Origin of the sequence: Microbacterium sp. LKL04 (assembly GCF_900102005.1) — a bacterium.
Classification (GTDB): domain Bacteria; phylum Actinomycetota; class Actinomycetes; order Actinomycetales; family Microbacteriaceae; genus Microbacterium.
Genome location: NZ_LT627736.1, coordinates 1,930,363 through 1,956,425, shown reverse-complemented (window position 1 = coordinate 1,956,425; position 26,063 = coordinate 1,930,363). Strand labels below are relative to the sequence as shown.

Here is a 26,063-nt window from a genome sequence, read left to right as displayed (position 1 = left end):
TGGCGAAGACGTGCCGCTCACCGTAGCGGACCGACGTGTCCGGAGGATGACGGCTGCGGTTCAGCGGCTCGCGAGCAGGAGATCGGCGGTCCGGAGTGCGAGCGCCATCTGCGTCAACGCGGGGTTCGCCGTCAGAGCACTCGGGAACGTCGAGTTGTCGCAGATCCAGAGGTTCTCGATCTCGTGCGACCGACCGGATGCGTCCACGACGCTGTCGGTCGGATCGTCACCCATCCGGGCCGTCCCGAGCGTGTGGCATGAGCGCTGCAGGACCCGCGTGCTGCGGGCACCCGCGGCCCGCAGGATCCGCTCCATCACCGCGACGCCGTGCCGGTCGATGGCCCGCTCGTTGTCCCCCTGCGAGAACGTGATCTCGGCCCGCGGCATCCCGTCTTCGGCGAGCTCGTCGCTGAGGGTCAGGGCGTTGCGGTCGTCGGGGAGGCATTCGCCGTTCATGCCGACGCCGGCGCTGAACGGGTACGCGCTCATGGCCGACATGAGGTCGTCGCCCCAGAGCCCCGCCCCGCGGACGAGTTGCGTGCCGAAGTTCAGCGGCATCACGCCGAGGCTCTGCAGCAGGTAGCCGCCCACGAAGTCGGCGTCGTCCGGACGCACGAAGTCCTCGCTGATGATCGACGATGGGTACCCGCGGTAGCCGCGGATCGGCTCGTCGAACGTGCCCCACACCTGGACGCCGCCGTGCGCCATGAACCCGCGGCCCACGACGCCGTTCGCGTTGCCGACTCCGGTGTGCAGCAGCAGCCGCGGCGTCTCGACACCGCCGGCCGCGAGCACGAGCGCGGCGCAGCGCTGTCGGTGGTCGGCACCGCCGGAGCGGTACACGACGGCCGTGACGGTGCCCGAGGCATCCCGTTCGATCCCGTGGACGAAGGCGTCGGGGCGCACCTCGGCACCGGCGGCCACGGCGGCAGGCAGGTACGTGTTCGCGGTCGTCGCCTTCGCGCCGAAGCGATCGCCCTGATGGATGTCGCCGTTGTCGAGCGTCGCCGAGCGCACGCCGTAGTGCGGCTGGTCGCGGTCGCGCGTGAGGATCGCCGCCGGTCCGTCGGTCGCCGTGATGCCGAGTGCCTCGCACCCGCGGATCATCACGTCGGACGAGCCGTTGCGCCGCACCGGCGGGTAGGCGTACGAGCGCGAGGGGTCCCACGGGTAGTGCGCCGGTCCGCTGACGCCGATGTCGGATTCGACCCGCTCGATGTAGCGGATCAGCTCGGCGTGATCGATCGGCCAGTCGCGCCCCTCGCCCGTGTCGGTGCGCAGGCGCAGGTCGCGCGCATCCGGGCGCGGCGTGAACGCGCCCCAGTGCAGCGTGCTTCCGCCGACGCCGTAACCGCTGTTGTTGGGCCCGAACGCCGTCGGATCGTCGCCGCCGCTGAGGCGCTCCGACATCCAGTTGATCTTCGTGGACTCGAGCTCATCGGGGGTGAACTCGCTCGGCGCGAAGTCCGGGCCCGCCTCGAGCGCCACGACCCGCAGGCCCGCCTCGGCGAGACGCGCGAGCAGGGGAGCGCCGCCGGCACCCGTCCCCACGACGACGACGTCGACGACCTCGTCCAGATCGAACCTCTGCATGCCCGGGTGATCCGTCACCCGGCGATGATCGCCGGTCACGCGGCTCCCTCCACCACTGTCTCGCCGAGCTCGCTCGGCTCCCATGTCTCTCGTTCGCCCGCCGAGACGGCGGACCATCCCGCCGGACGCGGGCCGGTACCGCCGACCGCGAAACCGTCGAACCCGATGCGCGCGAGCGACGCCGGGTGGGCCAGCCACATGCGCAGCAGATCGTTGCGCGCATCCTCGAACCACGAGCGGATGCCGTCTGCCCCAAGGCCCGCCGCGTCGATGCCGTCGGTGATGAGCCGCACGATCAGGCTGCGCTGCTCGGTGACCTCGCCGGGCCACACCGCGGCGATCGCGTCCAGGCCGCGGGCGTACGCGATCGGATCGGCGGGGGAGCCGAGCGGACGCCAGCCGTCGGTGCCGCCCTCGGCGAGCATGTCGTCGATGCGCGACGCCAGGTCGATGGACGGCCCGTCGCCCTGCGGCACGAGCAGCGCCGCGAGCGCACGGAGCGTCTCGACCTGAGCACGGTTCAGCGTGCGGGGCGCGCGGCCCCGGTCATCCGCGATCGCGCGGTGGGCGAGCGTCCGCCGCACGGCGACATCGACGCGCGACGACGCGATCACGCGCCCCCACTCCGCCGGCACCACCGGAGCCGCCGCGCGGATCGCATCCCACGTCTCGGCAAGCACCGCGGCGACCCGCTCGGGAGCCTCGTACGGCAGCAGGTGGCCGACGCCTGGCATCCGCTCGACGCGGGCGCGGGGGTATACCTCGGCGATCAGATCGGGCTGCGCGTCGGCGCCGAGCGCCTCGTCGTCCTCGCCCGCCAGTACGACGACGGGCAGGTCAAGCACGCCCACGAGCGACGTCGCGTCCTCGAGGCTGCCCGCGGTGAGCCAGTCGCGCCACGCGGATGCCGGTTGCCGCACGACGGCATCGATCGCCGCGTCGTTCACGTCGGCGGAAAGGGGGGTGGCGACGTTCGCCGTGACGAAGGCGGCGGCATCCTCCCGTGACAGGTGGTCACCCTGCGCGGTGGCGAGCATCTCGGCGCGCTTGTCGTCGGGCATCGGCTCCGGCGTCGGGGGAGAGGGAGCGAGGAGCACGGCGCCCGCGAGCCCGAAGACCTGCTCGGTGCCGGCCAGCACGCGCGCCATGACGCGAGCGGCGACTTTGCCGCCGAGGCTGTGTCCGCACACGAGGAAGGGGCCGCCGTCGGCCTCCGCCGCGATCCGCTCGAGCGCGGTGTCGGCGAGGTCGTCGACGGATGCCGCGCGCCCCCGATCGAGCAGATCGATGCCGACGACGCGGAGCCGCGGATCGGCCGAGGCCGCGACGGCGCCGGCAGAGGCGGCATCCAGTCCCAATCCCGGCAAGAAGAAGACGGTGCACTCGTGAGGGTGGTTCGCAGCGCTCGGCACGGCTCAACTGTAGGAACGCGGATCATCTCGTCGGAACGCTTGCGCCCGGGATGAGCACCTGCGATCATCCCGGCGTCGGCGGCCCGATTCCGGGCGCCGGATTCGGACATCGAGCTCAGATTTCGATGGGATACCGATTCCCGATCCGAATCCGACGCCACCATCCGAATCCGGCACGCGCCCTGCCTCGCCTCCCGGACGGGCGCAAGGGGGTGAACCGATGCCCCGCCCCGACCTAACGTGTCGGGCATGACCGACCAGTACACGTTCGACAACCCCGTCACCCGCTACGCCCGCGTCGAGCCGCCCGTGCAGCACCAGCCCGAGCCCGGCGTGCAGGCGCGGATGACGCCGGTCCCCGACCTGGGCGAGCACACGTACCGGGGGTCCGATCGCCTGCGCGGACGCAAGGCGCTCGTCACGGGCGGCGACTCGGGCATCGGGGCGGCCGCGGCCATCGCGTTCGCGCGCGAGGGAGCCGACGTCGTCATCGTGCATCTGCCCGACGAGAGCGAGGATGCCGACCACGTCCTGCAGGTCATCGCCGAGGCCGGTGTGCGCGGCCACGCCATCGCCGCCGACATCGCCGACCCCGCGCGCTGCCGCGACCTCGTCGCCGAGGCGGCGGAGTTCCTGGGCGGCATCGACATCCTCGTCAGCAACGCCGGAAAGCAGGTCGCCGTCGAGCGCGTCGAAAACCTCTCCGACGACCAGTTCCGCACCACGTTCGAGACCAACGTCTTCGCGTTCTTCTGGATCGTGAAGGCCGCGCTCGCCCACATGCCGGCCGGGGCATCCATCATCAGCACCGCCTCGCTCGAGGCGTACAAGCCCGCCCCCGACCGCCTCGACTACGCCGCGACGAAGGCGGCGGTCAACAACCTCTCGAAGGGTCTCGCACAGCAGTTGGCTCCCCGCGGCATCCGGGTCAACGTCGTCGCGCCGGGCCCGGTCTGGTCGGCGCTGCAGGTCAGCGACGGCGTCTCGGACGAGCAGATGAAGGCCTTCGACGAGGAGAACGAGTACAAGCGGGCCGGGCAGCCCGCCGAGATCGCGCCCGCGTTCGTCTTCCTCGCGTCTGCGGAGTCCAGCTACGTCTCGGGCGAGACCCTCAACGTCAACGGCGGGATGGTCACGCCCTAGCGGTCAGCGCGTCACCGACAGAGTCAGGGGAGGGGATGCCGGTGCCTTCGGCGCGGTGAAGATCGCTCCGACGTCGACCCGGGACCCCTGCGTGAGGTTCGCGAGCCCCCACTCCGTGCCCGAGCAGCTGATGCGCGCACTCGCCGTGCCGGGACTCGCGACGCGGCACGACATGCCCCACGCGCTGTCGACGGCGGTCGCACCGGGCGATGCCCACGACGCCGTCCACGAGCGCACCTTGACGCCCGACGAGGCCGTGAGGGCGAGGGCGATCTGATACTTCGACGGCCACGAGCTCGTCACGGTCAGGGTCGCCGAGACGCCGTTCGAGGACGCGCTCGTCGACTTTCCGACCGAGGGGTCGGGCGTCGAGCCGGGCGCGGGCTGCTGCGGGGACGGCCGCGGCGCGGGCGTCGGAGCCGGGGCGGCGGGATAGCGCACGTTCCTCGGCGTCAGGATCGGCTTCAGCGCGGCGAGCTTGGTCTTCTCGCGCGTGTACCAATCGTCCTTCAGCAGGCCGCCGGTGTCGCCGCTGTTCGGGTTGAACGACCAGTACGCCCAGCTCATGCGCCGGTCCTTCAGATACTGGACGAGCTTCGACAGCCACTTCTTGTCGGACGAGGACTGCAGCTTCGTGCCGAACTCCCCGACGAACACCGGGGCGATGTTCTTCGTGACGATGTAGCCCCACTGCTTGTCCCACAGCGCGCGGAGGTTCTCGGGGTAGCGCTTGTCGCGGAACCACGGCTGGTCGAACACCGTCGACGGGTACTCGTGCGGCGAGTAGACGACCCGGTTCTTCACCTTCAGGGTGACCGGCTTCGACTTCACGCCCGTGAGGTTGCCGCCCCACCACGTGCCCTTGCCGTCAGCGCCGTACTGCACGCCCTCGACGATGATGAGCAGCCTCGAGTTGACGGTGTGGATCGCATTGCCGGCGCGCATCGCTGCGGCGCGCCAGTCGCGGGAGCTCACCCCGCAGCCCCAGCACGCCTTGCCGCGCGGCTCGTTGTGCAGGTCGAAGCCGATCACCGTCGGCTGATTCTTGTAGCGCTTGGCGAGCATCTTCCAGTCCGAGATCCACCGGGACTCCGAGTACTTCTTCGTGTACCAGAGCTCGGACTGGGCGTCGGAACCCGGCCGGTGCCGGTCGAGGATCACGCGCAGGTTGTACTTGCGGGCGCTCGCGATCACGGCATCCATCACCGACAGCGCCGAGGCCTTCGCGAGCGTCGGGTTGAGCGCCGTGTTGACGGAGCCGACCGACCTCTTCGTCAGGCATTCGTTCGAGAACGGCAGGCGCACGGTGTTGAAGCCCATGCCCGCGATCTGCGCCATGCCCTGGTCGAGCGTGATCGACCACAGCCCGTGCGGAGCGCACGTGTCGGTCTCCATGCCGAACCACGACGTGGCCTTGAGGGTCACAGCCTTGCCGCTCGAGGCGTCCACGATCTTCGACCCCTGCGTCCTCAGCCAGGGGAGCGTGGCGGCATCGGCCGTGTCGGGGGTCGAGGCGACGCCGAGGGATGACGTCAGCACCACTGCGGCCAGGACCGCGAGCACGCGTCGCAGCATCGGAAAAACCCCCGTCGAGAGCGGCAGAACAGCCGCGATGGAACACCGAGTTCTCAGAGTACGGGACACGCCGCCTCTCGCGCGCGTGCGTCCCGCGCGTGAGGGGCGTCGGCGTCGGACTAGAGTTGCCGCAATGTCCCCCGATGAGACGCCGACGACCATCGACTCGTTGTACCGCGAGATCCCCCGCGCCGAGTGGGCCCGCATGGCGGCCGGCGTGGAACAGCCGCTCACCGAGAACGAGGTCGTCCAGCTGCGCGGCATCGGCGACCGTCTCGACATCACCGAGGTGCGCGAGGTCTACCTGCCCCTCAGCCGCCTGCTCTCGCTCTACGCCTCGGCCACCAAGCGGCTCGGTTCCGACACGGCGGACTTCGTCGGCGAAGCGGATGCCACGACCCCGTTCATCGTCGCCGTCGCGGGGTCCGTGGCGGTCGGCAAGTCGACGGTCGCCCGTCTGCTGCGCGAGCTGATGAGCCGGTGGCCCGGTACGCCGCGCGTCGAACTCGTGACGACCGACGGCTTCCTCTACCCGAACGCCGAGCTCGAACGCCGCGGGATCATGGACCGCAAGGGCTTCCCCGAGTCGTATGACCGCCGCGCGCTCGTCGAGTTCCTCGTCGCCGTGAAGTCTGGGGAGCCCGAGGTGCGGGCGCCGTACTACTCGCACATGCGGTACGACATCATCCCCGACGCGCAGGTCACGGTCCGCCGCCCCGACGTCATCATCGTCGAGGGCTTGAACGTCCTCGCGTCCGCGCCGAACCCCCATGACATCGCCGTCAGCGAGCTGTTCGACTTCTCGATCTACGTCGACGCCGATCACGACCACATCGCCCAGTGGTACGTGAACCGGTTCCTCGCGCTCCGCGAAGCCGCCTTCTCGAACCCGAACTCGTTCTTCAAGGTCTTCGCCGACATCTCCGACGACGAAGCCGTCTCACGGGCGCTGGGGTACTGGAACGACATCAACCTGCCGAACCTGCTCGAGAACGTCGAGCCGACCCGGCACCGCGCGAAGCTCGTACTCCGCAAGGCCGCCGACCACACCGTCGAGACGGTGCGCCTGCGCAAGCTCTGACTTTCATCGCCCATAACACCGGGACGATAGGATCGCCGAGGCTCTGTCTTCACGCTGGGCCGCGACATGACAGGGGGAGCCATGAAGGGCATCATTCTCGCCGGGGGGTCGGGCACGCGACTGCACCCGATCACGCTCGGCGTCTCGAAGCAGCTCATCCCGGTGTACGACAAGCCGATGATCTACTACCCGCTCACCACCCTGATGCTGGCCGGGATCCGCGACATCCTCATCATCACGACGCCGCACGACGCCGAGCACTTCGAACGGCTCCTCGGCGACGGGTCGCAGTTCGGCATCTCGCTGACGTTCGCCCAGCAGCCCTCGCCCGACGGTCTCGCTCAGGCCTTCACGATCGGCGCCGACCACATCGGCGACGACTCCGTCGCCCTCGTGCTCGGCGACAACCTCCTCTACGGCCCGGGTCTCGGCTCCCAGCTGCAGCAGTACCGGAAAGTCGACGGCGGTGCCGTCTTCGCCTACTACGTCGCGGAGCCCAGCGCCTACGGCGTGGTCGAGTTCGACGGCGACGGCAAGGCCATCTCGCTCGAAGAGAAGCCCGCCCAGCCCAAGAGCAACTACGCCGTCCCCGGGCTGTACTTCTACGACAACGACGTCGTCGAGATCGCTCGCGGGCTGAGCCCGTCGCCCCGCGGCGAGTACGAGATCACCGATATCAACAGCGCCTACCTCGCGGCGGGCAAGCTGCAGGTCGAGGTCCTCCCGCGCGGCACCGCGTGGCTCGACACCGGAACCTTCGACCAGATGCTCGACGCCGGCGAGTACGTCCGCACGATCGAACGGCGCACCGGACTCAAGATCGGCGTTCCGGAAGAAGTCGCCTGGCGGCAGGGCTTCCTCAGCGACGATGAGCTCCGCGAGCGCGCCGAGAAGCTGATCAAGTCCGGATACGGCACGTATCTGCTCGACATCCTGAACAGGGGCGAATGACCATGGCACACCTCCTCGTTACCGGCGGCGCCGGCTTCATCGGCTCGAACTTCGTCCACCACGTCGTCGCACACACCGACCACACCGTCACGGTGCTCGACAAGCTCACGTACGCGGGTAACGAGTCCTCGCTCGCCGGCCTCCCCGAGGACCGCGTGAACCTCGTCGTGGGCGACATCGCCGACGCCGAGCTCGTGGACGGCCTCTTCGAGAAGGCGGATGCCGTCGTGCACTACGCGGCGGAGTCGCACAACGACAACTCGCTCCACGACCCCCGGCCGTTCCTCGACACGAACATCATCGGGACGTACACGCTGCTCGAAGCAGCACGCCGCCACGACACCCGGCTGCACCACATCTCGACCGACGAGGTCTACGGAGACCTCGAGCTCGACGACCCGGCGCGGTTCACGGAGCAGACTCCGTACAACCCGTCGTCCCCGTACTCCTCGACCAAGGCGGGCAGCGACCTGCTCGTCCGCGCCTGGGTACGCTCGTTCGGCGTCCGCGCGACGATCAGCAACTGCTCGAACAACTACGGGCCGTACCAGCACGTCGAGAAGTTCATCCCGCGACAGATCACAAACGTGCTGCGCGGCATCCGTCCCAAGCTCTACGGCAAGGGCGAGAACGTGCGGGACTGGATCCACGCCGACGACCACTCGTCCGCCGTGCTGACCATCCTCGACAAGGGTGAGATCGGCGAGACCTACCTGATCGGCGCCGACGGCGAGAAGGACAACAAGACCGTCGTCGAGCTGATCCTGCAGCTCATGGGCGAGTCGCCCGACGCCTACGACCACGTCACCGACCGCGCCGGTCACGACCTGCGCTACGCGATCGATTCCACCAAGCTCCGCACCGAGCTCGGCTGGACCCCCACCTACCGCGACTTCGAGGCGGGTCTCGCCGCGACGATCGACTGGTACCGCGAGAACGAAGCGTGGTGGGCTCCCGCGAAAGACGGCGTCGAGGCGTTCTACGCCAGCAAGGGACAGTGACCGTGACCGATTTCGGTAAAGCTCTCCGCTCCACCGAAACCGGCATCCCCGGCCTCGTCCTCTGGGACCTGCCCGTCCACGGCGACAGCCGCGGCTGGTTCAAGGAGAACTGGCAGCGCGAGAAGATGACGGCTGCGGGTCTTGCCGACTTCGGGCCCGTCCAGAACAACATCTCCTTCAACGATGCCGCGGGGACGACCCGCGGCATCCACGCCGAGCCGTGGGACAAGTGGGTATCCGTCGCCAGCGGCCGGATCTTCGGCGCATGGGTCGACCTGCGCGAGGGGCCGACCTTCGGCGCGGTGTTCACCGCCGAGCTCGACCCGTCGCGCGCGATCTTCATCCCCCGCGGCGTGGGCAACTCGTACCAGACGCTCGAGCCCGACACCTCGTACACGTACCTCGTCAACGACCACTGGTCGCCCGACGCGTCGTACTCGTTCCTCAACCTCGCCGACGAGACGGCCGCGATCGACTGGCCGATCCCTCTCGCCGACGTCGAGATCTCGGCGAAGGACCGCGCCCACCCGCGGCTCGCCGACGTCGTGCCGATCCCTGCGAAGAAGACCCTCGTGGTCGGTGCCGGCGGACAGCTCGGACGCGCGCTGCAGGCGGCCTATGCCGATGATGCGAGCGTCGAGTTCGCCGCCCGTGCGGACCTCGACCTGACGGGCGATCTGTCGGGCGCTCGCCGCTGGCGCGACTACAGCACGATCATCAACGCGGCCGCCTACACGGCCGTCGACGGCGCCGAAACCGACCGTGCGGGGGCGTGGGCGGGGAACGTGACGGCCGTCGCGCAGCTCGCCAGGATCGCCGCCGAGAACGGCATCACCCTCGTCCACGTCTCGAGTGACTACGTGTTCGACGGCACCGCCGACGCTCCCTACACCGAGGCTGAGCCGGTCGCGCCGCTCGGCGTGTACGGCCAGACCAAAGCCGCCGCCGACGCGATCGTCGCCACCGTTCCCCGCCACTACGTCGTTCGCACCTCGTGGGTCATCGGCGAGGGCAAGAACTTCGTCCGGACGATGGCCTCCCTCGCCGAACGCGGCATCGCGCCGTCCGTCGTCGACGATCAGATCGGGCGTCTCACCTTCACCGACGACCTGGCGGCCGGCATCCGGCACCTGCTTTCGACGGGCGCGGCGTACGGCACCTACAACCTCACCGGGTCGGGGGATCACGCCTCGTGGGCCGACATCGCCGCCGAGGTGTACGAGCTGACGGGCAACGACCGTGCCGCGGTCACCGGGGTCTCCACGGCCGACTACTTCGCCTCGGCGACGGATCCCGTCGCGCCGCGACCGCACTGGTCGGTCCTCGACCTCGGCAAGATCGAGGCCGCCGGCTTCGCACCGCGCGACTGGCGGGACGCCCTCCGCAGCTACCTGAGCTGACGGCGCCCGGACCGGCGCACCCGGCGCCACACGGCCAGCGCGAGCATGCCGACGGCTGCGCCGGTGAGGTTGGCGACGATGTCGAGCACGCTCGGCACGCGCGCCGCGAGAACGAGAGCCTGAGCGGACTCGATCGTCACGGTCGCCACGAGCGCGATCGGCAGCACCAGTTCGCGCGCCCGGCGCAGGATCAGCGGCAGGAGCACCCCGAACGGCACGAACAGCGCGATGTTGGCGGCGAACTCGACCCGCGGGCCGGTGATCGCCGGCACCCGGCGCGACAGCGCGTCGATGAGCGGCGCGACGCCCGCGTCGACCGGCGTCGGCCAGAACGCGATGAGCGCCAGGGCGATCAGATAGCCGGCGAGAGCGAGGACGGGGACGGATGCGCGCCGCACCCGAGGCGGCGGAACGGTCGCCGGCAGCGGCGGCCGCGGGGGGATCGATTGCGGCGGGATCGGTCGCGGGGGAATCGGCGGGGCGTCGGGCATCGGTCCTCCTCGAGGGGCTGACGCGACGCTGCGGTGTGAGCGACGAGTCTACGACCGCCGGCCCGACGCTCCGCCGGATGTCACCTCGAGTAGTTGCCGAACACCTGCGTGTAGAACGGCAGGCCCTTCGAGGAGCACGCGACGCCGATCCCGATCCGGTTGTACGAGCCGAGGATGTTCGCCCGGTGGCCCGACGACGTCATCCACGCGGCGTTGACCTTCTGCGGGGAGTAACCGAACGCCACGTTCTCGCCGGCACGCGTCCAGCCCGACGGGATCTGCGAGGAGTACCTCGGGTTGTGGCTCATCCGGTTCGCGGCAGCCTGCTTGCCCGACCAGTTCACCGCGACCGTCGACATGGCCGAGTTCAGCGTCAGCGCCTTCTTGCCGTTCGCCTTCCGGGCGGCGTTCACGTCGGCGAGGATCCGCTTCTGCACCGCGGACTGCGTCGTGCCGGTGCACGACGTCGACACGGCAGCGGATGCCGCCGTCGCAGGCACGACGGCGAAGGTGAGGGCCAGCGCCGCCGTCAGGACGAGGGCGGAACGGCGATGACTGAGGGGTCTGCGGGCGAGGGGGGATGCGGACATGGGGGGACTCCGTCGTGTGGGGGCACGGCCGTGCGGGGGACACGGCCCCTCATACGTACCAAAAGGGATGCCGCCTCGCCAGGCCCTGCCGGGCCGACGCGCCCGATGGTCGGGCCCACGTCGGAGTCCCAGCCGGCCGCGCCTAGCATGGAGCCCATGTGTGGAATCGTCGGATACGTGGGGCCTCGTGACAGTCAGGCCATCCTCCTCTCGGGCCTCGCCCGCCTTGAGTACCGCGGTTACGACTCCGCCGGTATCGCCGTCATCGACGGCGACGGCGATCTCGAGATGCGCAAGCGCGCCGGCAAGCTCCAGATCCTCCGCGACGACCTCGCCGCCCACCCCATGTCCGACGGCACCACCGGTATCGGTCACACCCGCTGGGCGACCCACGGCGGACCGACCGACGTCAACGCGCACCCCCACCTCGCCGACGACGGCAAGCTCGCCGTCATCCACAACGGCATCATCGAGAACTTCGCCGAGCTGAAGGACGAGCTGCTCGCGCAGGGCTACACCTTCGAGAGCGAGACCGACACCGAGGTCGCCGCCGTGCTGCTCGGACGCGAGTTCGCGGCATCCCACGACCTCGTCGCCGCTTTCCGCGCCGTCGTCGCCCGCCTCGAGGGTGCGTTCACGCTGCTCGCGATGCACCAGGACCAGCCCGGCCTCGTCGTCGGCGCTCGCCGCAACTCCCCGCTCGTCATCGGCCTGGGCGAGGGTGAGAACTTCCTCGGCTCCGACGTCGCCGCCTTCGTCGAGCACACCCGCAACGCGCTCGCGATCGGGCAGGACCAGATCGTCGCGATCACGCCGCAGGGCGTCGAGGTCACCGACTTCGCCGGCGGCGCCGTCGAGGTCGAACCGTTCGAGGTGGTCTGGGACGCCTCGGCCGCCGAGAAGGGCGGCTGGTCGTCGTTCATGGCGAAGGAGGTCTCGGAAGAGCCCGAAGCCGTCGCCAACACGCTGCGCGGCCGCCTCCAGGACGGCGCCGTCGTGATCCCCGAGCTCGACGGGCTCGACGACCTGTTCACCGGCATCCACCGCGTCATCGTCATCGCCTGCGGCACCGCCGCCTACGCGGGCATGGTCGGCAAGTACGCGTTCGAGCAGTGGACGCGGGTCCCCGTCGACGTCGAACTCGCGCACGAGTTCCGGTACCGCGACCCGGTGATCGGCCCCGACACCCTCGTCGTGTCGATCTCGCAGTCCGGCGAGACGATGGACACGCTCATGGCCGTCAAGTACGCCCGCGAGCAGGGCGCCAAGACACTGTCGATCTGCAACACGCAGGGGGCGACGATCCCGCGCGAATCCGACGCGATCGTCTACACCCACGCGGGCCCCGAGGTCGCCGTCGCCTCGACGAAGGCCTTCGTCGCGCAGATCACGGCGCTGTACCTACTGGCGCTGCACATCGGTCGCGTGCGCGGCTCGCTCTCGTCCGAGACCTCGCACGACGCGGTGGCCCAGCTCGAGGCCATCCCCGCCGGGATCGCCCGCGTGCTCGAGACCGAGCAGGAGCACATCGAGCAGTTCGCCCGCTGGATGGGCGACACGCAGTCTGTCCTGTTCCTCGGCCGCCACGTCGGGTACCCGATCGCCCTCGAGGGCGCCCTCAAGCTCAAGGAGCTCGCCTACATCCACGCCGAGGGCTTCGCCGCCGGCGAGCTCAAGCACGGCCCTATCGCGCTCATCGAGCCGGGCCAGGCCGTGTTCGTCATCGTCCCGTCGCCGCGTGCGTCGAGCGAGCTGCACAAGAAGGTCGTCTCGAACATCCAGGAGATCCGTGCCCGCGGTGCACGTGTCATCGCCGTCGCCGAGGAGGGGGATGCCGCCGTCCTCCCGTTCGCCGACGAGGTGCTGCGCATCCCGCTCGCGGGTCCGCTGTTCGAGCCGCTGCTGGCGGTCGTGCCGCTCCACATCTTCGCGATGGGCCTCGCCACGGCGAAGGGCCTCGACGTCGATCAGCCGCGCAACCTCGCGAAGTCCGTCACCGTCGAGTGAGTCAGGCCGGGCCCGTGCCCGTGCCCGACCCGAAGCGCGCGCTCCGCGCCTCATCGACCCAGGCGCTCAACTGCCATGGCGCGAATCGGAACAGTCTCGCGACGTCCGCCTCGGGGTAGCCCGCCTCGAGGACCGCGGCCACCGCGAACTCCTTCATCGAGGCGAACTCCCGGCCCTCGAGGGGTCCGGTCCGCAGATCGCGGAAGCTGCGCAGCGAATGCGCGGGAGCCCTCCGCGTCGGGTGCGGCGTCTCCTCGTAGTGAGCCGAGATGACGTACCCGGGTGGCGGCGTGTGCGCGGGGGTTTCCGCGGGCGCGACCGGCTGAGACGCGGTCGGGGCGTAGGGCGCGTACTTCCAGGGCTGCGTCGGCTGTGGCGGTGGCGACGCTGGCTGCGGTGGTGTCACGGGTGGTGCCGCTGCCGTGACGGGCTCCGGCTCCCACGGGGCCGGCATGTCGAGCGGCTGGTACCCCGGCGGCGGTTCCGCCAGCAGGTGGGCGTCGGGCCAGAGCAGCGACGCGTCCTCGGGAGCGACGCGATCGGGCGGCGTGAACTGCGGCGCGGGAGTGGGAACGCCTTCTGCGGAGGTGCTCATCGTGACGTCCTCTTCGGGTGAGGTGATGTCAGAAACTCGACGGGATGCTGCTGGTTGCGCTCACGATATCGATCCACGTCGGCCGCGTCGAGGGATCCGGGGCACTCCCGTGCATCCGCCTCGACACCTCCCAGACACACCGCCGAGAAAAGATCGACCCGGGAATCTGGTAGAAACGACCGGGGTGTCGAGGACTCGGCGCCGTCATGGAGGGACTCTCACGATGCGACTTTCTGTCATCGGATGCGGCTACCTGGGTGCCGTCCACGCCGCCGCGATGGCCTCGATCGGCCACGAGGTGGTCGGCATCGACGTCGACGAGCGCAAGATCGCGACCCTCGCCTCGGGTAAGGCGCCCTTCTTCGAGCCCGGTCTCGCCGAGATCCTCGCTGACGGCATCGCCTCGGGCCGGCTCTCGTTCACGACCGACTTCGCCGCCGCCGCGGGGGCGAAGGTCCACTTCGTGGGTGTCGGTACGCCGCAGGTCAAGGGCGGCTACGCGGCCGACCTCACTTACGTCAACGCCGCCGTCGACGCCCTCCTGCCCCACCTCTCCGAGGGCGACATCGTCGCCGGCAAGTCGACCGTTCCGGTCGGGACCGCGGCATCCCTCGCCCCCCGCGTCAGCGAGGCGGGCGCAACGCTCGTCTGGAACCCCGAGTTCCTGCGCGAAGGCTTCGCCGTCCAGGACACGGTCGACCCCGACCGTCTCGTCGCCGGCGTTCCCGCCGGTGAGGAGGGCGAGCGGGTCACGCAGGTCCTCCGCGAGGTGTACCACCCCTCGATCGCGAAGGGCACGCCCTTCATCGTGACCGACTACGCCACCGCCGAGCTCGTCAAGGTGTCGGCGAATGCGTTCCTCGCCACGAAGATCAGCTTCATCAACGCCATGGCCGAGATCGCCGAGGTCGCCGGTGCCGACGTCACGATGCTCGCCGACGCGATCGGCCACGACGCGCGCATCGGTCGCCGCTTCCTCGGAGCCGGCATCGGCTTCGGCGGCGGCTGCCTGCCCAAGGACATCCGCGCCTTCTCGGCCCGTGCCGAAGAGCTCGGCCGCGGCGAGTCCGTCGCCTTCCTGCGCGAAGTCGACGAGATCAACATGCGTCGTCGCGACCGCGCCGTCGACCTCGTCGTCCAGGGCCTCGGCGGCAGCGCTTACGGCAAGAAGGTCACCGTCCTCGGCGCGGCGTTCAAGCCGCACTCCGACGACATCCGCGACTCGCCCGGTCTCGACGTCGCCGTCCGCCTGCACGGCCTCGGAGCCATCGTCTCCGTCACCGACCCCGAGGCGATCGAGAACGCCCGCCGTCAGCACCCGCAGCTGTCCTACGTAGCCGACCGCGATGAGGCGCTCACGGGCGCCGAAGCGGTGGTCCTCGTCACCGAGTGGGACGAGTACCGTCGCGAGCTCGACCCCGAGCACGCCGCGCAGCTCGCCGCCGGACGCATCGTCGTCGACGGTCGCAACGCCCTCGACCCGGCCGCCTGGCGCGCCGCCGGGTGGACGTACTACGGCATGGGTCGCCCCTGACCGTTCACCCCTGATCGGGGGTCCGGGCTCCGGCGGGTGGTGTCACTGCCCGCCGGAGATCACGCCGCCCGCGGCGAGGAGCAGAAGCATCGTCGCGTTGTAGACGACGTGCACGAGCACGGCGCCCCAGATGCGACCCGTGAGGATCACGAGCGTCGCGCACACGAGCCCGACGGCGCCCACCGAGATCGACTCCGCGACCGGCAGCGACCCGTCCACCACGTGGATGAGGATGAACGTCGCCGTCGACACGAGAACGGCAGCGACCGCCGCGGCCAGCCGTCCGGCGGGGCGACGAAGCAGCGAGTAGACCGCCACCAGGATCACGGTGCGGAAGAAGAACTCCTCGACCGCCGGGCCGATGAGTCCCGCGGGGAGAGCCTCCGTCAGCAGCCACGAGGGGGTCGGGTCCGCCGTCGGGAAGGGGCGGGATGCGGCATCCGTCACCCACCCGTCGAGAAGGCGGAGCCCGAGGCCCAGGGCGAGCGCGTAGACGAGGTCGGCCGCGCGGAACCGCAGCAGGCCCGCGGGCCATCCCCGGCGGAAGGCCACCGCGACGGGGACGAGCATGCCGACCCACAGAACCACGGTCGACGCGAGGGGCGCCCACGGGTTCGTCCACAGCAGCTGGACGAGCGACCCGGCGAAGATCGCCGCACCGAGGCTGAGCAGGGCCACGACGAGGAGGCTGCCGTTCCAGGAGCGGACGGCCGTCCCACCCAGGCGCCAGTCGGTGCGTCGCTGCCGCCGCCCTCGACGGCGTGGCGCGTCGACCCCCGTCTCGGAGGGCGGCTCCGAGACGGGATCGGCGGTCGTGTGGCCGTCGCTAAGCTGATCCTGCACGGGCCTACCGTATCGGGTGCCCGTCCGCGTCCCGCCGCAGCGCCGTCGTTCCGCCGAGCACCGAGGTGGGGCCGTCGGCGAGGGGCGAGCCGCGGCATCCGTTCCGAAGGGGTACCGCGTGATCCACATCCTGACCGTCTGCACGGGCAACATCTGCCGCTCGCCGCTGGCAGCGCTCGTTCTGCAGCACCGTCTCGGGGACCTCGGGGTGACCGCGACGAGCGCCGGTGTGCGCGCCCGCGGCGGTGACCGGATGCCGGTCGAAGCCGCCGAGCTGGCGGCAGGGTACGGCGTGCCGGCCGATCGCATTCAGGCCCACGGCTCGCGCTTCTTGACGGAGGGCCTCCTCCGGGAGCCCGACCTCGTGCTCGCGATGGACCGCGAGCACCGGCGCGGGATCGTCGAGCTCGCCCCGTCGAAGCTCCGGTCGGCCTTCACCATCCGCGAGTTCGAACGACTCGCCGCCGCGACCTCCGACGACGCGATCCGGGCCGGTGCGACGGGTAGCGATCCCCGCGAGCGGCTGCGCGGTGCGCTCGCCGTCCTCGCCGGGCAGCGGGGGCTCGTCCTGCCGCCCGGCGACCCCCTCGACGACGACGTCGTCGACCCCTACGGCCGCTCGCGGGAGACGTATGCGCGCTCGAACGCGCAGCTCGCGCCGGGCCTCGACGCCGTCGAACGCGTCGTGCGCCTCGCCGTCGCCTGAGCCGCGCCCGATCGCGCCCCGTCGCCTGAGCCGCGCCCGCCGCCGCGAACCCTGAGGCCGAATCACCAGCGACGCGCCGAATCACCACCCGAATGCGTGCCAGCGCCTGGTGACTCGGCACGCGGGTGGTGATTCGCGGCGCCGCCGCAGGCGCGCTCGTCTCGAACGCGGCGTGTGCTCTGCAACGCCGCCCCGCCTCGCCGTCGCCTGAGCCGCGCCCGATATCCTGATCTGATGCCGTAGAGCGCGGCGACAGGAGGCGGGATGATCATCGGAATCGGTGTCGACCTCGTCGACATCCCGCGATTCGAGCGCTCGATCGAGCGCACCCCGAAGCTCATGACCCGGCTGTTCACGGCCTCCGAGCAGACCCTCAAGCCCCACTCGCTGGCGGCTCGCTACGCCGCGAAGGAAGCGCTCATCAAGGCGCTCGGCGGTTCCGAGGGCGTGCACTGGACCGACATCGAGGTGGCCTCCGAGCCCTCGGGCCGCCCCGTCTTCGCGCTGTCGGGTGAGACGGCGGCGACCGTCGCGGGCCGCGGCATCCAGACCGTCCACCTGTCGCTCTCGCACGATGCGGGACTCGCGACGGCGTACGTCATCGCGGAGTCCGCGTCATGAGCCGGATGCCGCAGGGCGTGGCCCGTGAAGCGGTGATCGACGTCGGCGCCATCGAGCACAACGTCCGCCACCTCGCTCGGCTCACCGAGTCCGAGGTCATCGCCGTGGTCAAGGCCGACGGCTACGGTCACGGTGCCGTGCGGTCGGGTCGCGCGGCCCTCGACGGGGGAGCGGCGCGCCTCGCGGTCGCCGACATCCCCGAGGCGCTGCAGCTGCGGGACGCCGGGATCGACGCGCCCGTGCTCGCGTGGCTCCACGCGCCGGGCGCCGATTTCGCCGCTGCCGCCGCCGCCCGCATCGAGCTCGGCGTTTCGAGCCTCGAGCAGCTCCGCGCCGCCGCACGGGCCGGATCGCCGGGTCGGCCCGTGACCGTCCAGCTCAAGGTCGAGACCGGCCTCGGCCGCAACGGCATCGCCCCCGCCGACTACGGGGTCGTGTTCGCCGAGGCCGCCCGGTTCGAGCGCGAGGGTCTCATCCGCGTGCTCGGCATCTTCAGTCACCTCTCCAACACCTCGGACGCCGATGACCGCACCGCGCTCTCGCGGTTCACGGTCGCGCAGGCGGCCGCGGAGGGAGCGGGCCTCCGCCCGCCGCTGCGTCACATCGCGGCCTCGCACGCCGCCATCGGCCTCCCCGAGGCTCGGCTCGGCTGCGTCCGCCTGGGCGTCGCGATCTACGGCCTGTCGCCGTTCGAGGATCGCTCCTCGGCCGACCTCGGCCTGCGTCCCGCCATGACGCTCCGCGCCTCGGTCGCCGCCGTCCGCCGCGTCCCCGCTGGTCAGGGCGTCTCGTACGGCTACCTGCACCGCACAGCGCACGAGTCGACCCTCGCGCTCATCTCGGTCGGATACGCCGACGGAGTGCCGCGCGCGGCATCCGGAGCGGGTCCCGTCTCGATCGGCGGGCGGACGTTCCCCGTCGCCGGCCGCATCGCGATGGACCAGTTCGTCGTCGACGCGGGCGACGAGCCCGTCGAGGTCGGCGACGAGGCCGTGCTCTTCGGCGACCCGGCGACCGGCGTCCCGTCCGCGACCGACTGGGCCGATGCGGCGCACACCATCAACTACGAGATCGTCACACGCATCGGACCGCGTGTGCCGCGGCGGGAGGTGCGGTCATGACCGGCATCGAACAGTTCGAGGGGCGCCGCGAGATCGCGTCGCCGGACGACATGGAGGCGCTCGGCCGCGAGCTCGGCGCCGTCCTCACCGCCGGTGACCTCATCGTGCTGACCGGTCCGCTCGGGGCGGGCAAGACGACCCTGACCCGCGGGATCGGCGCGGGCCTCGGCATCCGCGGTCCCGTGCAGAGCCCCACGTTCGTCATCGCGCGCACGCACCCGTCCGAGGTGGGCGGTCCGCCGCTCGTGCACGTCGACGCCTACCGGCTCGGCTCGCCCGCCGAGCTCGACGACCTCGGCCTCGACCCCGACAACTCCGTCACGATCGTCGAATGGGGCCGCGGCATGGTCGACGGTCTCGTGGACGCGTGGTGGGAGCTCGAGATCGAGCGCGGCTGGAGCGGCACCGGCATCGACAACGCCTGCGGCACGACCGGCCACTACGCCGCGGAGCTCGAGGACGCCGCTCCCCGCATCGTCACCGTCTCGCGGCGCTCCTGACGCGGCGCGGCATCCGCTCGCCCGGATACCCTTGACCCTGTGATTCTCGGCATCGACACCTCCCTCGGCACGGCCGTCGCCGTCACCGACGCCGACGGTGCCATTCGGGCCGATGCCGCCAGCGCCGACGCTCTCGGCCACGCCGAGATCATCGGCACGCTGCTCGAGACGGTGATGACGGATGCCGCGCACGGCCCCATCGGCGCGACCGGAGCTCCCGAGCCCGTCGGCCTGACCCACGTCGCCGCGGGCATGGGCCCGGGTCCATTCACGGGACTCCGGGTCGGGATCGCGGCGGCGCGCGCGTTCGCCCTGGGCCGCGGCATCCCGGTCGTCCCGGTGCGGAGCCACGACGCGGCCGCCCTCGCGGTGCTGCTCGCCGACCCGTTCGCCGACGTGCCCCGCTTCGCGGTCGTGACCGACGCGCGCCGCAAGGAGTTCGCGTTCACGGTCTACGACGGCATCGACGACGACGGCCTGCCGGTGCGCGTCACCGACGCGACGCTCGTGAAGCGCGACGACATCGACGCGGCGCTCGCAGAGCACGACGCCGAGCGGCGCGACACGACCGTCATCCCGGGAGTCATGGTCGCCGTCGTCGCGGCCCGCGCGGTCGCGGCCGGTCGCGTCGAGGACATCGGGGAGCCGCTCTACCTGCGCGCCCCCGACGTCACCATGCCCGGCCCGCGGAAGAAGGTCGGCCAGTGACCCTCCGTACTGCCACCGGCGACGACCTCGACGACATCATGCGCCTCGAGCGCGCCTCGTTCCCGACCGACGCCTGGAGCGACGTGCTCATGGCCGGCGAGCTCGCCTCGCCCCACGGCCGCTACGTCGTCGACGTCGAAGCGGGCCGCCTCGTCGGGTACGGCGGTGTCCGCGCCGTCGAGGGCGCAGCGGATGCCGACATCCAGACCATCGCGATCGCCGCCGACGCGCGGGGTCACGGTCGAGGCCGCGCGCTCCTGCGCGAACTGCTGACGACCGCCCGCAGTCGCGGCGCCCGCGAGATGTTCCTCGAGGTCCGAGCCGACAACCCCGGCGCCACCGCGCTGTACCTGTCTGAGGGCTTCGTCGAGGTCGGCCGCCGCCCCCGCTACTACCAGCCCGACGACGTCGACGCGGTCGTCATGCAGCTGAACCTCGTCGCCTGGGAGGCGCGGACCACGGCGGCCCCGACGGCCGAGAGGGGCTGGTGCTGACATGACGCGCGAACCCCTCGTGCTGGGTATCGAGACGAGCTGCGACGAGACCGGCATCGGCATCGTCCGCGGCCGCACCCTGCTGTCGAACACGATCGCGAGCTCGATGGACGAGCACGCCCGCTACGGCGGCGTCGTGCCCGAGGTCGCCGCCCGGGCCCACCTCGAGGCGCTGCAGCCTGCGATCGAGGCGGCGCTCGCCGAGGCGCAGGTCACCCTCGCCGACATCGACGCGGTCGCCGTCACGAGCGGCCCCGGCCTCGCCGGCGCCCTCATGGTCGGCGTCGGCGCCGCGAAAGCGCTCGCCGTCAGCCTCGACAAGCCGCTCTACGCCGTGAACCACCTCGTCGGCCACATCGCCGCCGACATCCTCACCGGCGACGAGGTCGAGTACCCCACCGTCGCCCTGCTGGTCAGCGGCGGACACACCTCGCTCCTGCTCGTCCGCGACCTCGTCTCGGACGTCGAGCTCCTCGGCGAGACGATGGACGACGCCGCCGGCGAGGCCTTCGACAAGATCGCCCGCATCCTCGGGCTGCCGTATCCCGGCGGACCCGAGATCGACCGCGCCGCAGCATCCGGAGATCCGAACGCCATCCGGTTCCCGCGCGGCATGTCCCGCGCGTCCGACATGGCCGAGCATCGGTACGACTTCTCGTTCTCGGGTCTCAAGACCGCCGTCGCGCGGTGGGTCGAGCAGCACGAGGCGACGGGGGAACCCGTGTCGGTGCCGGACGTCGCGGCATCCTTCCGCGAAGCGGTCGTCGACGTCCTCGTCACCAAGGCCCTCGACGCCTGCGCCCGCCACGGAGTGCCGCGCCTGCTGCTGGGTGGCGGCGTCATCGCGAACAAGCGCCTGCGCGACGTCGCCCTCGAGCGCGCCGAGGCCGCTGGGGTCTCCGTCCGCATCCCGCCGCTCTCGCTCTGCACCGACAACGGCGCCATGATCGCCGCGCTCGCCTCGGAGCTCATCATGAGCGGCCGCCCCGCCTCGACCCTCGCCTTCGGTGCCGACTCCACCCTGCCGGTCACCACGATCCAGGTGGCGGCGTCGTCATGACCGACGAGCGGATGCCGCGCCCCACCGCTTCGACGCAGGGTCCCGCCTCCCCGTCTCAGGGGCCTGTGGTCGAGCCGGCGTCGGAGGACGTCGCGCCCGCACCGACCGACTCCGCCCTCCCCGGTGCCCACCGCGGCGGCTTCCGGCGCGAGCTGACGCAACCGCTCCCCGTCGCCCCGCCCCTGGCGGTGCACCCGGACCCGGCAGAGGACGCCTCGCCCGACGTGCGGTGGATCCCGCCGACGCCGGTGCTGCCGCGAAGCGCCGGATGGTCGGTGCTGTTCGGCGGGCTCGGCCTGATCCTCGCGTGCTTCGTCGGCTGGGGCTTCCCGGTCGGGGTGATCGGCGTCGTCCTCGCCGTCCTCGCGCTCCGCCGCCCGTGGGAGAAGCGCGAGACAGCTCTCTGGGGCCTGGGACTCAGCGTCGGGTCGCTCCTGTACAGCGCCGGCTGGCTGTGGTGGGCAGGGACCCAGGGCGCGCTCTTCGGCTGAGTCAGACCCGGTCGGCCAGAACCGCGACTCGCTTCGCCTTCGGACCCTCGCCGAGTCGCGTGAGGATGAGCGTCGCCGACGCGTCTCCGCGCAGCGTGAGCTTGCGGCGGAACTGCGCCGGATCGACATCCACGCCGCGCTTCTTGATCTCGACGGTGCCGATCCCGTTCGCCTGCAGGGCGGCGTTGATCGCCGGCACCTTCACCGGCAGGACCTCGCGCACGCGGAACGACTGCACGAACGGATTCGTCAGCGCGGCATCCGACGTCAGGTAGGCGATGCCGTCGGCGACCATGCCTGCGTGCAGGTCCCGCGCCACCTCGCCGATCAGGCGAGCGCGGATGACCGCGCCCTCCGGTTCGTGGAGGAACGCGCCGAGCTCGCGGACCGGCTCATCGGGGGAGTCGGCCGGGGCGGTGAGCTCCGCTGCCGACCCGCCGCGGATGACGAGAGCCGACCGCCGCACACCCTCGCGCCGCAGCGACCCCGACCAGAGCACGAGCTCGACGGTCGAGCCGTCGACGCTGATCCACTGCGCCTCCACCCCGTCGGGGATGAGGTCGCGGTCGAGTCCCGGACCGAGCTTGATGCCCACCGGCATCCGCTCCGCCAGTGCGAAAGCCCACTCCAGCGACGGCGACCAGTCCTCCGGCCGGGTGCGCGAGGTCTCGGAGTGACCCGCGGTGCGGCGGGCCGGGTCGAGCCAGACGGCGTCCCAGCCGTCGAGGTCGGTCTCCTCGGCGAGGCCGCTCCGGATGGTGACCGCCTCGCCGAACGGTGCGAGGTTGTAGGCCGCCAGGGCTGCGGTGGTCTCATCCGCGTCGACGGCCAGGACGTCGAGCCCCAGGCCCGCCAGGCCGAGGGCATCGCCCCCGATGCCGCAGCCGAGGTCCGCGACGCGCTGCACCCCGGCATCCCGGAATCGCCCCGCGTGACGCGCGGCGACCTCGAGGCGTGTGGCCTGCTCGAGTCCCGCTCGGGTGAAGAGCATACGGTCCGCGAACGGGCCGAACTTCGCGGCGGCCCGCACCCGCAGGTGGGCCTGTCCGACGACGGCGGACACCAGGTCGGGGGAGTGGCCCGCGGCGCGCAGACGCGAGACGGCGGCGGCGACCTCGGTGGTGGATGCCAGGGGTCCGACCGCGTCGACCATGCGCAATCCCTGCGGTGTCAGGAGGGCGGTCAGCTCGGCCTGTTCCATCCGGCCAGCCTAGGCGCACCGGCATCCCGATCACTGTTGGCACTCGCGTTGCATGAGTGCCAGCCGCGCCCTAGACTTTCGTTAGCACTCTCGGTAAGCGAGTGCTGATGAGTCTTGAAGCAGGACCCCACCAGCAAGAAAGAGGTAGAACGTGTCGGTTTCCATCAAGCCGCTCGAAGACCGCATCGTCATCAAGCAGGTCGAGGCCGAGCAGACCACCGCAAGTGGCCTGGTCATCCCTGACACCGCCAAGGAGAAGCCCCAGGAGGGCGAGGTCGTGGCCGTGGGCCCCGGCCGCATCGACGACAACGGCAACCGCGTTCCGCTCGACGTCGCCGTCGGCGACCGCGTTCTGTACAGCAAGTACGGCGGCACCGAGGTCAAGTTCGGCGCCGACGAGTTCCTCGTGCTCTCGGCTCGCGACGTCCTCGCGGTCGTCGTCCGCTGACACGCAGCACCTTTCACAGGGCCCGGATGCTTCGGCATCCGGGCCCTGCGTCTTCCCCTGGCAGGATCCGCGCGAACGTCGGCAGTCACGGTGCTGACGGCGGTGTCATGACCGTCGTAGGCTCGTACTCATGACACCTGAGGATGCCGCCCGCGAGAAGTCCCTCGGCGGTGTCTTCGTCTTCTCGGCCTACGTTCTCTGGGGCTTCCTCCCGCTCTACTTCGTCAGCCTCGCCCCCACGACGCCGTGGGAGGTCGTCGGCTGGCGCATCGTGCTGAGCCTCGTCTTCTGCGTCGCGCTGATCGCCGTCACCCGCGGCTGGGGGCGGATGCGCGCCATCCTCCGGGACCGACGGCTCATGCTCTGGACGCTCGTCGCCGGCCTGCTCATCTACGTCAACTGGCAGGTGTTCCTCATCGGCACCCTGACCGGTCATGTCGTGGAGACGAGCCTCGGCTACTTCATCAACCCGATCGCCACCGTCCTCCTCGGCGTGCTCGTTCTGAAGGAGCGCCTGCGCCCCGCGCAGTGGGTCGCCGTCGGCATCGCCGTCGCGGCCGTCGTCGTCATCATCGTCGCGGTCGGAGACGTGCCGTGGATCGCCCTCGCCCTCGCGGCGAGTTTCGCGACGTACGGTCTCGTCAAGAAGCGGATCGGACCCTCGGTGGATGCCGTCAGCGGCCTCACACTCGAATCGTTCTGGCTCGTTCCCATCGCCGTCATCCAGCTCGTCGCGGTCGGAGTGACGTCGGGGCTCACGATGGGGCGCGAAGGCTCCGGCCACATGGTCCTCCTCCTACTCGCCGGCGCCGTCACCGCCATCCCGCTGCTCTTCTTCTCCGCCGGTGCCAGGCGCACGTCGCTGACCGTGGTCGGCATCCTGCAGTTCATCGCGCCGGTCATGCAGTTCCTCACGGGCGTGCTCATCCTGCAGGAGCCGATGCCGTTCGAGCGGTGGATCGGTTTCGGTCTCGTCTGGGTCGCCATCGCGGTGTTCGCGGTGGACTCGCTCCTGGCCTCCCGCCGCGAACGTGCCCGCGCGGTGACCGCCGTCCCCGACCCGGTCTGATAGAGCCGGACGCCGCTTTCCCCGCCGTTATGGGAGCGTGCCCACCTCGTTACACATCGTTAACGAACGGCAACATTGCGGAGACGGGCTCACCGCTAGGTTGATCACACCGGGCCGGGCCCGATTCGACCCGTGTCACCACAGCAAGGAGCACAATGTCCGTCTTCACCCGATCGCGCGTCGCGAAGGCCATGGGCGGCATCGCCCTCGCCAGCGCGACCGCCCTCGTCCTCGCCGGCTGTGCCGGCTCCCCGACCGCACCGGCATCCTCGGCCTCCAGCGGCCCCGCCGTCGAGCGCGACGAGCTCACGCTCAAGCTCGGGACGGTTCTGCCCCAGACGGGAAGCCTCGCCTTCCTCGGCCCGCCCGAAGAGGCCGGTGTGCTCCTCGCCGTCAACGAGATCAACGAGGCCAAGAAGGGCATCACGGTCGACCTCAGCGCCGGTGACTCGGGTGACACCGACAACAAGGCGTACGAGACCACCGTGCCCCGCCTCCAGAACGAGGGCGTCTCGGCGATGATCGGTGCCGCGGCATCCGGCGTCAGCAAGCTCTTCCTGGACAGCAACGTGTCCGAGGGCATCATCACCTTCTCGCCCGCCAACACGTCGCCCGACTTCACCGACTGGGACGACGACAACCTCTACTGGCGCACCGCGCCGAGCGACCTGCTCCAGGGGGAGGTCCTCGCGAACAAGATCGCCGAAGACGGCAAGAGCACGATCGGCATCATCTACATCAACGACGCGTACGGCACGGGCCTGCGCAACGTGGTCAAGGAGGTGTTCGAGGGCACCGGAGGCGAGGTGGTCGCGGAGGCCTCGTTCAACACCGGCGACACCTCGTTCGACGCCCAGGTCGCCACGGTGGCCGCGGAGAACCCCGACGCCATCGTCGCGATCACGTTCGACGAGTTCGCCACGATCGCGCCGCTGCTGGTCAACGCCGGTCAGGACGCGAAGAACTTCTACCTGGTCGACGGAAACCTCAAGCAGTGGGGCGACGACGTCAGCGTCTCGCTCGAGGGTGCTCAGGGCACGACCCCTGGACCCGTGCTCGAGGACGACTTCGTCGAGCGACTGAACACCGCTTGGACCGCTGCGGGTAACAGCGAGCTCGAGGACCAGTCCTACGCGGCTGAGTCGTACGACGCCGCCGTCCTGCTGGCCCTCGCCGCGCTGGCGGCCAACGACGCCACCGGCCCGGCGATCGCCGGCAAGCTGCAGGAGGTCTCCGGCGGCAGCGGTGACGGCACCAAGTGCACGACGTTCGCGGAGTGCGCCGACATCATCCTCGGCGGCGGCGTCGCGGACTACGACGGCTACTCCGGTCCGATCACCTTCGACGAGAAGGGCGACCCGACCGAGGCCACCATCGGCATCTTCCAGTACGGCGCCGACAACACCCACACGCGCATCAACTGAGACG

At 70.8% G+C, this 26,063-nt stretch carries 26 protein-coding genes; 18 read left to right on the top strand and 8 right to left on the bottom strand.

Annotation, left to right across the window (positions count from 1 at the left end; genetic code table 11):
* Window positions 1-60 precede the first annotated feature (60 nt).
* Entirely contained in the window at window positions 61-1,611 is a 1,551-nt protein-coding gene (locus tag BLP38_RS09560) for a GMC family oxidoreductase (protein ID WP_231916472.1), read from the bottom strand.
* 17 nt (window positions 1,612-1,628) lie between these two features.
* Entirely contained in the window at window positions 1,629-3,005 is a 1,377-nt protein-coding gene (locus BLP38_RS09555) for an alpha/beta fold hydrolase (RefSeq protein ID WP_091356592.1), read from the bottom strand.
* Between the two features lie 249 nt (window positions 3,006-3,254).
* Between BLP38_RS09555 and BLP38_RS09550 the strand changes: the two genes are divergently transcribed.
* Window positions 3,255-4,148, top strand: coding sequence for an SDR family oxidoreductase (locus BLP38_RS09550; protein WP_091356588.1), 894 nt, complete (start codon window positions 3,255-3,257; stop codon window positions 4,146-4,148).
* Window positions 4,149-4,151: 3 nt separating this feature from the next.
* Here BLP38_RS09550 and BLP38_RS09545 read toward each other — a convergent pair whose 3' ends face one another.
* On the bottom strand, window positions 4,152-5,723 hold the full coding sequence (locus BLP38_RS09545; RefSeq protein ID WP_091356584.1) for a cellulase family glycosylhydrolase: 1,572 nt from the start codon (window positions 5,721-5,723) through the stop codon (window positions 4,152-4,154).
* Between the two features lie 133 nt (window positions 5,724-5,856).
* On the opposite strand from BLP38_RS09545, the gene coaA reads away from it, so the two are divergent.
* From coaA to rfbD, 4 genes are all read left to right on the top strand, one after another.
* Window positions 5,857-6,804 carry a type I pantothenate kinase gene (gene coaA / locus BLP38_RS09540; RefSeq protein WP_091356580.1) on the top strand — a complete coding sequence of 316 codons (948 nt, stop codon included), beginning with the start codon at window positions 5,857-5,859 and terminating at the stop codon, window positions 6,802-6,804.
* A gap of 81 nt (window positions 6,805-6,885) precedes the next feature.
* Window positions 6,886-7,755 carry a glucose-1-phosphate thymidylyltransferase RfbA gene (gene rfbA / locus BLP38_RS09535; RefSeq protein ID WP_091356577.1) on the top strand — a complete coding sequence of 290 codons (870 nt, stop codon included), beginning with the start codon at window positions 6,886-6,888 and terminating at the stop codon, window positions 7,753-7,755.
* Window positions 7,756-7,757: 2 nt separating this feature from the next.
* On the top strand, window positions 7,758-8,756 hold the full coding sequence (gene rfbB / locus BLP38_RS09530) for a dTDP-glucose 4,6-dehydratase (RefSeq protein WP_091356574.1): 999 nt from the start codon (window positions 7,758-7,760) through the stop codon (window positions 8,754-8,756).
* Window positions 8,753-10,156 (top strand): dTDP-4-dehydrorhamnose reductase, encoded by a 1,404-nt coding sequence (gene rfbD / locus BLP38_RS09525; RefSeq protein WP_091356570.1) that lies wholly within the window; start codon window positions 8,753-8,755, stop codon window positions 10,154-10,156. The genes rfbB and rfbD overlap by 4 nt, the downstream gene beginning before the upstream one ends.
* On the opposite strand, the gene BLP38_RS09520 is transcribed toward rfbD, so the two are convergent.
* Both BLP38_RS09520 and BLP38_RS09515 read right to left on the bottom strand, forming a co-directional pair.
* On the bottom strand, window positions 10,144-10,647 hold the full coding sequence (locus BLP38_RS09520; protein ID WP_091356566.1) for a VanZ family protein: 504 nt from the start codon (window positions 10,645-10,647) through the stop codon (window positions 10,144-10,146). The genes rfbD and BLP38_RS09520 overlap by 13 nt on opposite strands.
* 80 nt (window positions 10,648-10,727) lie before the next feature.
* Complete coding sequence (locus BLP38_RS09515; protein ID WP_091356562.1) at window positions 10,728-11,237, bottom strand: CAP domain-containing protein; 510 nt, start codon at window positions 11,235-11,237, stop codon at window positions 10,728-10,730.
* Between the two features lie 156 nt (window positions 11,238-11,393).
* Here BLP38_RS09515 and glmS point away from each other — a divergent pair, with 156 nt between their 5' ends.
* Window positions 11,394-13,244: a glutamine--fructose-6-phosphate transaminase (isomerizing) gene (gene glmS, locus BLP38_RS09510; RefSeq protein WP_091356559.1), complete on the top strand. Its 1,851-nt coding sequence runs from the start codon at window positions 11,394-11,396 to the stop codon at window positions 13,242-13,244.
* Between the two features lies 1 nt (window position 13,245).
* On the opposite strand, the gene BLP38_RS14395 is transcribed toward glmS, so the two are convergent.
* Window positions 13,246-13,839 carry a hypothetical protein gene (locus BLP38_RS14395; protein WP_091356555.1) on the bottom strand — a complete coding sequence of 198 codons (594 nt, stop codon included), beginning with the start codon at window positions 13,837-13,839 and terminating at the stop codon, window positions 13,246-13,248.
* 223 nt (window positions 13,840-14,062) lie between these two features.
* Here BLP38_RS14395 and BLP38_RS09500 point away from each other — a divergent pair, with 223 nt between their 5' ends.
* Window positions 14,063-15,373 carry a UDP-glucose dehydrogenase family protein gene (locus tag BLP38_RS09500; protein WP_091356552.1) on the top strand — a complete coding sequence of 437 codons (1,311 nt, stop codon included), beginning with the start codon at window positions 14,063-14,065 and terminating at the stop codon, window positions 15,371-15,373.
* A gap of 42 nt (window positions 15,374-15,415) precedes the next feature.
* Here the strand turns inward: BLP38_RS09500 and BLP38_RS09495 are convergent, their stop codons facing one another.
* Window positions 15,416-16,216, bottom strand: a complete 801-nt coding sequence (locus BLP38_RS09495; RefSeq protein ID WP_091356549.1) for a CPBP family intramembrane glutamic endopeptidase — start codon at window positions 16,214-16,216, stop codon at window positions 15,416-15,418.
* Between the two features lie 16 nt (window positions 16,217-16,232).
* Between BLP38_RS09495 and BLP38_RS09490 the strand changes: the two genes are divergently transcribed.
* The 8 genes from BLP38_RS09490 (at window position 16,233) to BLP38_RS09455 (ending at window position 21,917) form a co-directional block, all read left to right on the top strand.
* On the top strand, window positions 16,233-16,922 hold the full coding sequence (locus tag BLP38_RS09490) for an arsenate reductase/protein-tyrosine-phosphatase family protein (protein ID WP_231916471.1): 690 nt from the start codon (window positions 16,233-16,235) through the stop codon (window positions 16,920-16,922).
* 264 nt (window positions 16,923-17,186) lie between these two features.
* On the top strand, window positions 17,187-17,543 hold the full coding sequence (locus BLP38_RS09485) for a holo-ACP synthase (RefSeq protein WP_091356546.1): 357 nt from the start codon (window positions 17,187-17,189) through the stop codon (window positions 17,541-17,543).
* Window positions 17,540-18,664: an alanine racemase gene (alr, locus tag BLP38_RS09480; protein ID WP_172824690.1), complete on the top strand. Its 1,125-nt coding sequence runs from the start codon at window positions 17,540-17,542 to the stop codon at window positions 18,662-18,664. The genes BLP38_RS09485 and alr overlap by 4 nt, the downstream gene beginning before the upstream one ends.
* Window positions 18,661-19,164 carry a tRNA (adenosine(37)-N6)-threonylcarbamoyltransferase complex ATPase subunit type 1 TsaE gene (gene tsaE, locus BLP38_RS09475; RefSeq protein ID WP_091356539.1) on the top strand — a complete coding sequence of 168 codons (504 nt, stop codon included), beginning with the start codon at window positions 18,661-18,663 and terminating at the stop codon, window positions 19,162-19,164. The genes alr and tsaE overlap by 4 nt, the downstream gene beginning before the upstream one ends.
* 39 nt (window positions 19,165-19,203) lie before the next feature.
* Window positions 19,204-19,872, top strand: coding sequence for a tRNA (adenosine(37)-N6)-threonylcarbamoyltransferase complex dimerization subunit type 1 TsaB (gene tsaB / locus BLP38_RS09470; RefSeq protein ID WP_091356536.1), 669 nt, complete (start codon window positions 19,204-19,206; stop codon window positions 19,870-19,872).
* Window positions 19,869-20,366 (top strand): ribosomal protein S18-alanine N-acetyltransferase, encoded by a 498-nt coding sequence (gene rimI / locus BLP38_RS09465; protein WP_091356532.1) that lies wholly within the window; start codon window positions 19,869-19,871, stop codon window positions 20,364-20,366. Before tsaB ends, rimI begins: the two co-directional genes overlap by 4 nt.
* A gap of 1 nt (window position 20,367) precedes the next feature.
* Window positions 20,368-21,426 carry a tRNA (adenosine(37)-N6)-threonylcarbamoyltransferase complex transferase subunit TsaD gene (gene tsaD / locus BLP38_RS09460; protein ID WP_091356528.1) on the top strand — a complete coding sequence of 353 codons (1,059 nt, stop codon included), beginning with the start codon at window positions 20,368-20,370 and terminating at the stop codon, window positions 21,424-21,426.
* On the top strand, window positions 21,423-21,917 hold the full coding sequence (locus BLP38_RS09455) for a hypothetical protein (RefSeq protein ID WP_091356525.1): 495 nt from the start codon (window positions 21,423-21,425) through the stop codon (window positions 21,915-21,917). The genes tsaD and BLP38_RS09455 overlap by 4 nt, the downstream gene beginning before the upstream one ends.
* A 1-nt stretch (window position 21,918) precedes the next feature.
* On the opposite strand, the gene BLP38_RS09450 is transcribed toward BLP38_RS09455, so the two are convergent.
* Window positions 21,919-23,118 carry a class I SAM-dependent methyltransferase gene (locus BLP38_RS09450; protein ID WP_091356520.1) on the bottom strand — a complete coding sequence of 400 codons (1,200 nt, stop codon included), beginning with the start codon at window positions 23,116-23,118 and terminating at the stop codon, window positions 21,919-21,921.
* A gap of 151 nt (window positions 23,119-23,269) precedes the next feature.
* Here BLP38_RS09450 and groES point away from each other — a divergent pair, with 151 nt between their 5' ends.
* The 3 genes from groES (at window position 23,270) to BLP38_RS09435 (ending at window position 26,059) form a co-directional block, all read left to right on the top strand.
* Complete coding sequence (gene groES, locus BLP38_RS09445) at window positions 23,270-23,566, top strand: co-chaperone GroES (RefSeq protein WP_017203655.1); 297 nt, start codon at window positions 23,270-23,272, stop codon at window positions 23,564-23,566.
* 130 nt (window positions 23,567-23,696) lie between these two features.
* The gene (gene rarD, locus BLP38_RS09440; RefSeq protein WP_091356517.1) at window positions 23,697-24,635 is read left to right on the top strand and encodes an EamA family transporter RarD; all 939 of its coding nucleotides are present in this window, start codon (window positions 23,697-23,699) and stop codon (window positions 24,633-24,635) included.
* Between the two features lie 155 nt (window positions 24,636-24,790).
* A complete protein-coding gene (locus BLP38_RS09435) occupies window positions 24,791-26,059 on the top strand; it encodes an ABC transporter substrate-binding protein (RefSeq protein WP_091356513.1) in 1,269 nt (422 codons plus the stop codon).
* The last annotated feature ends 4 nt before the right edge of the window (window positions 26,060-26,063 follow it).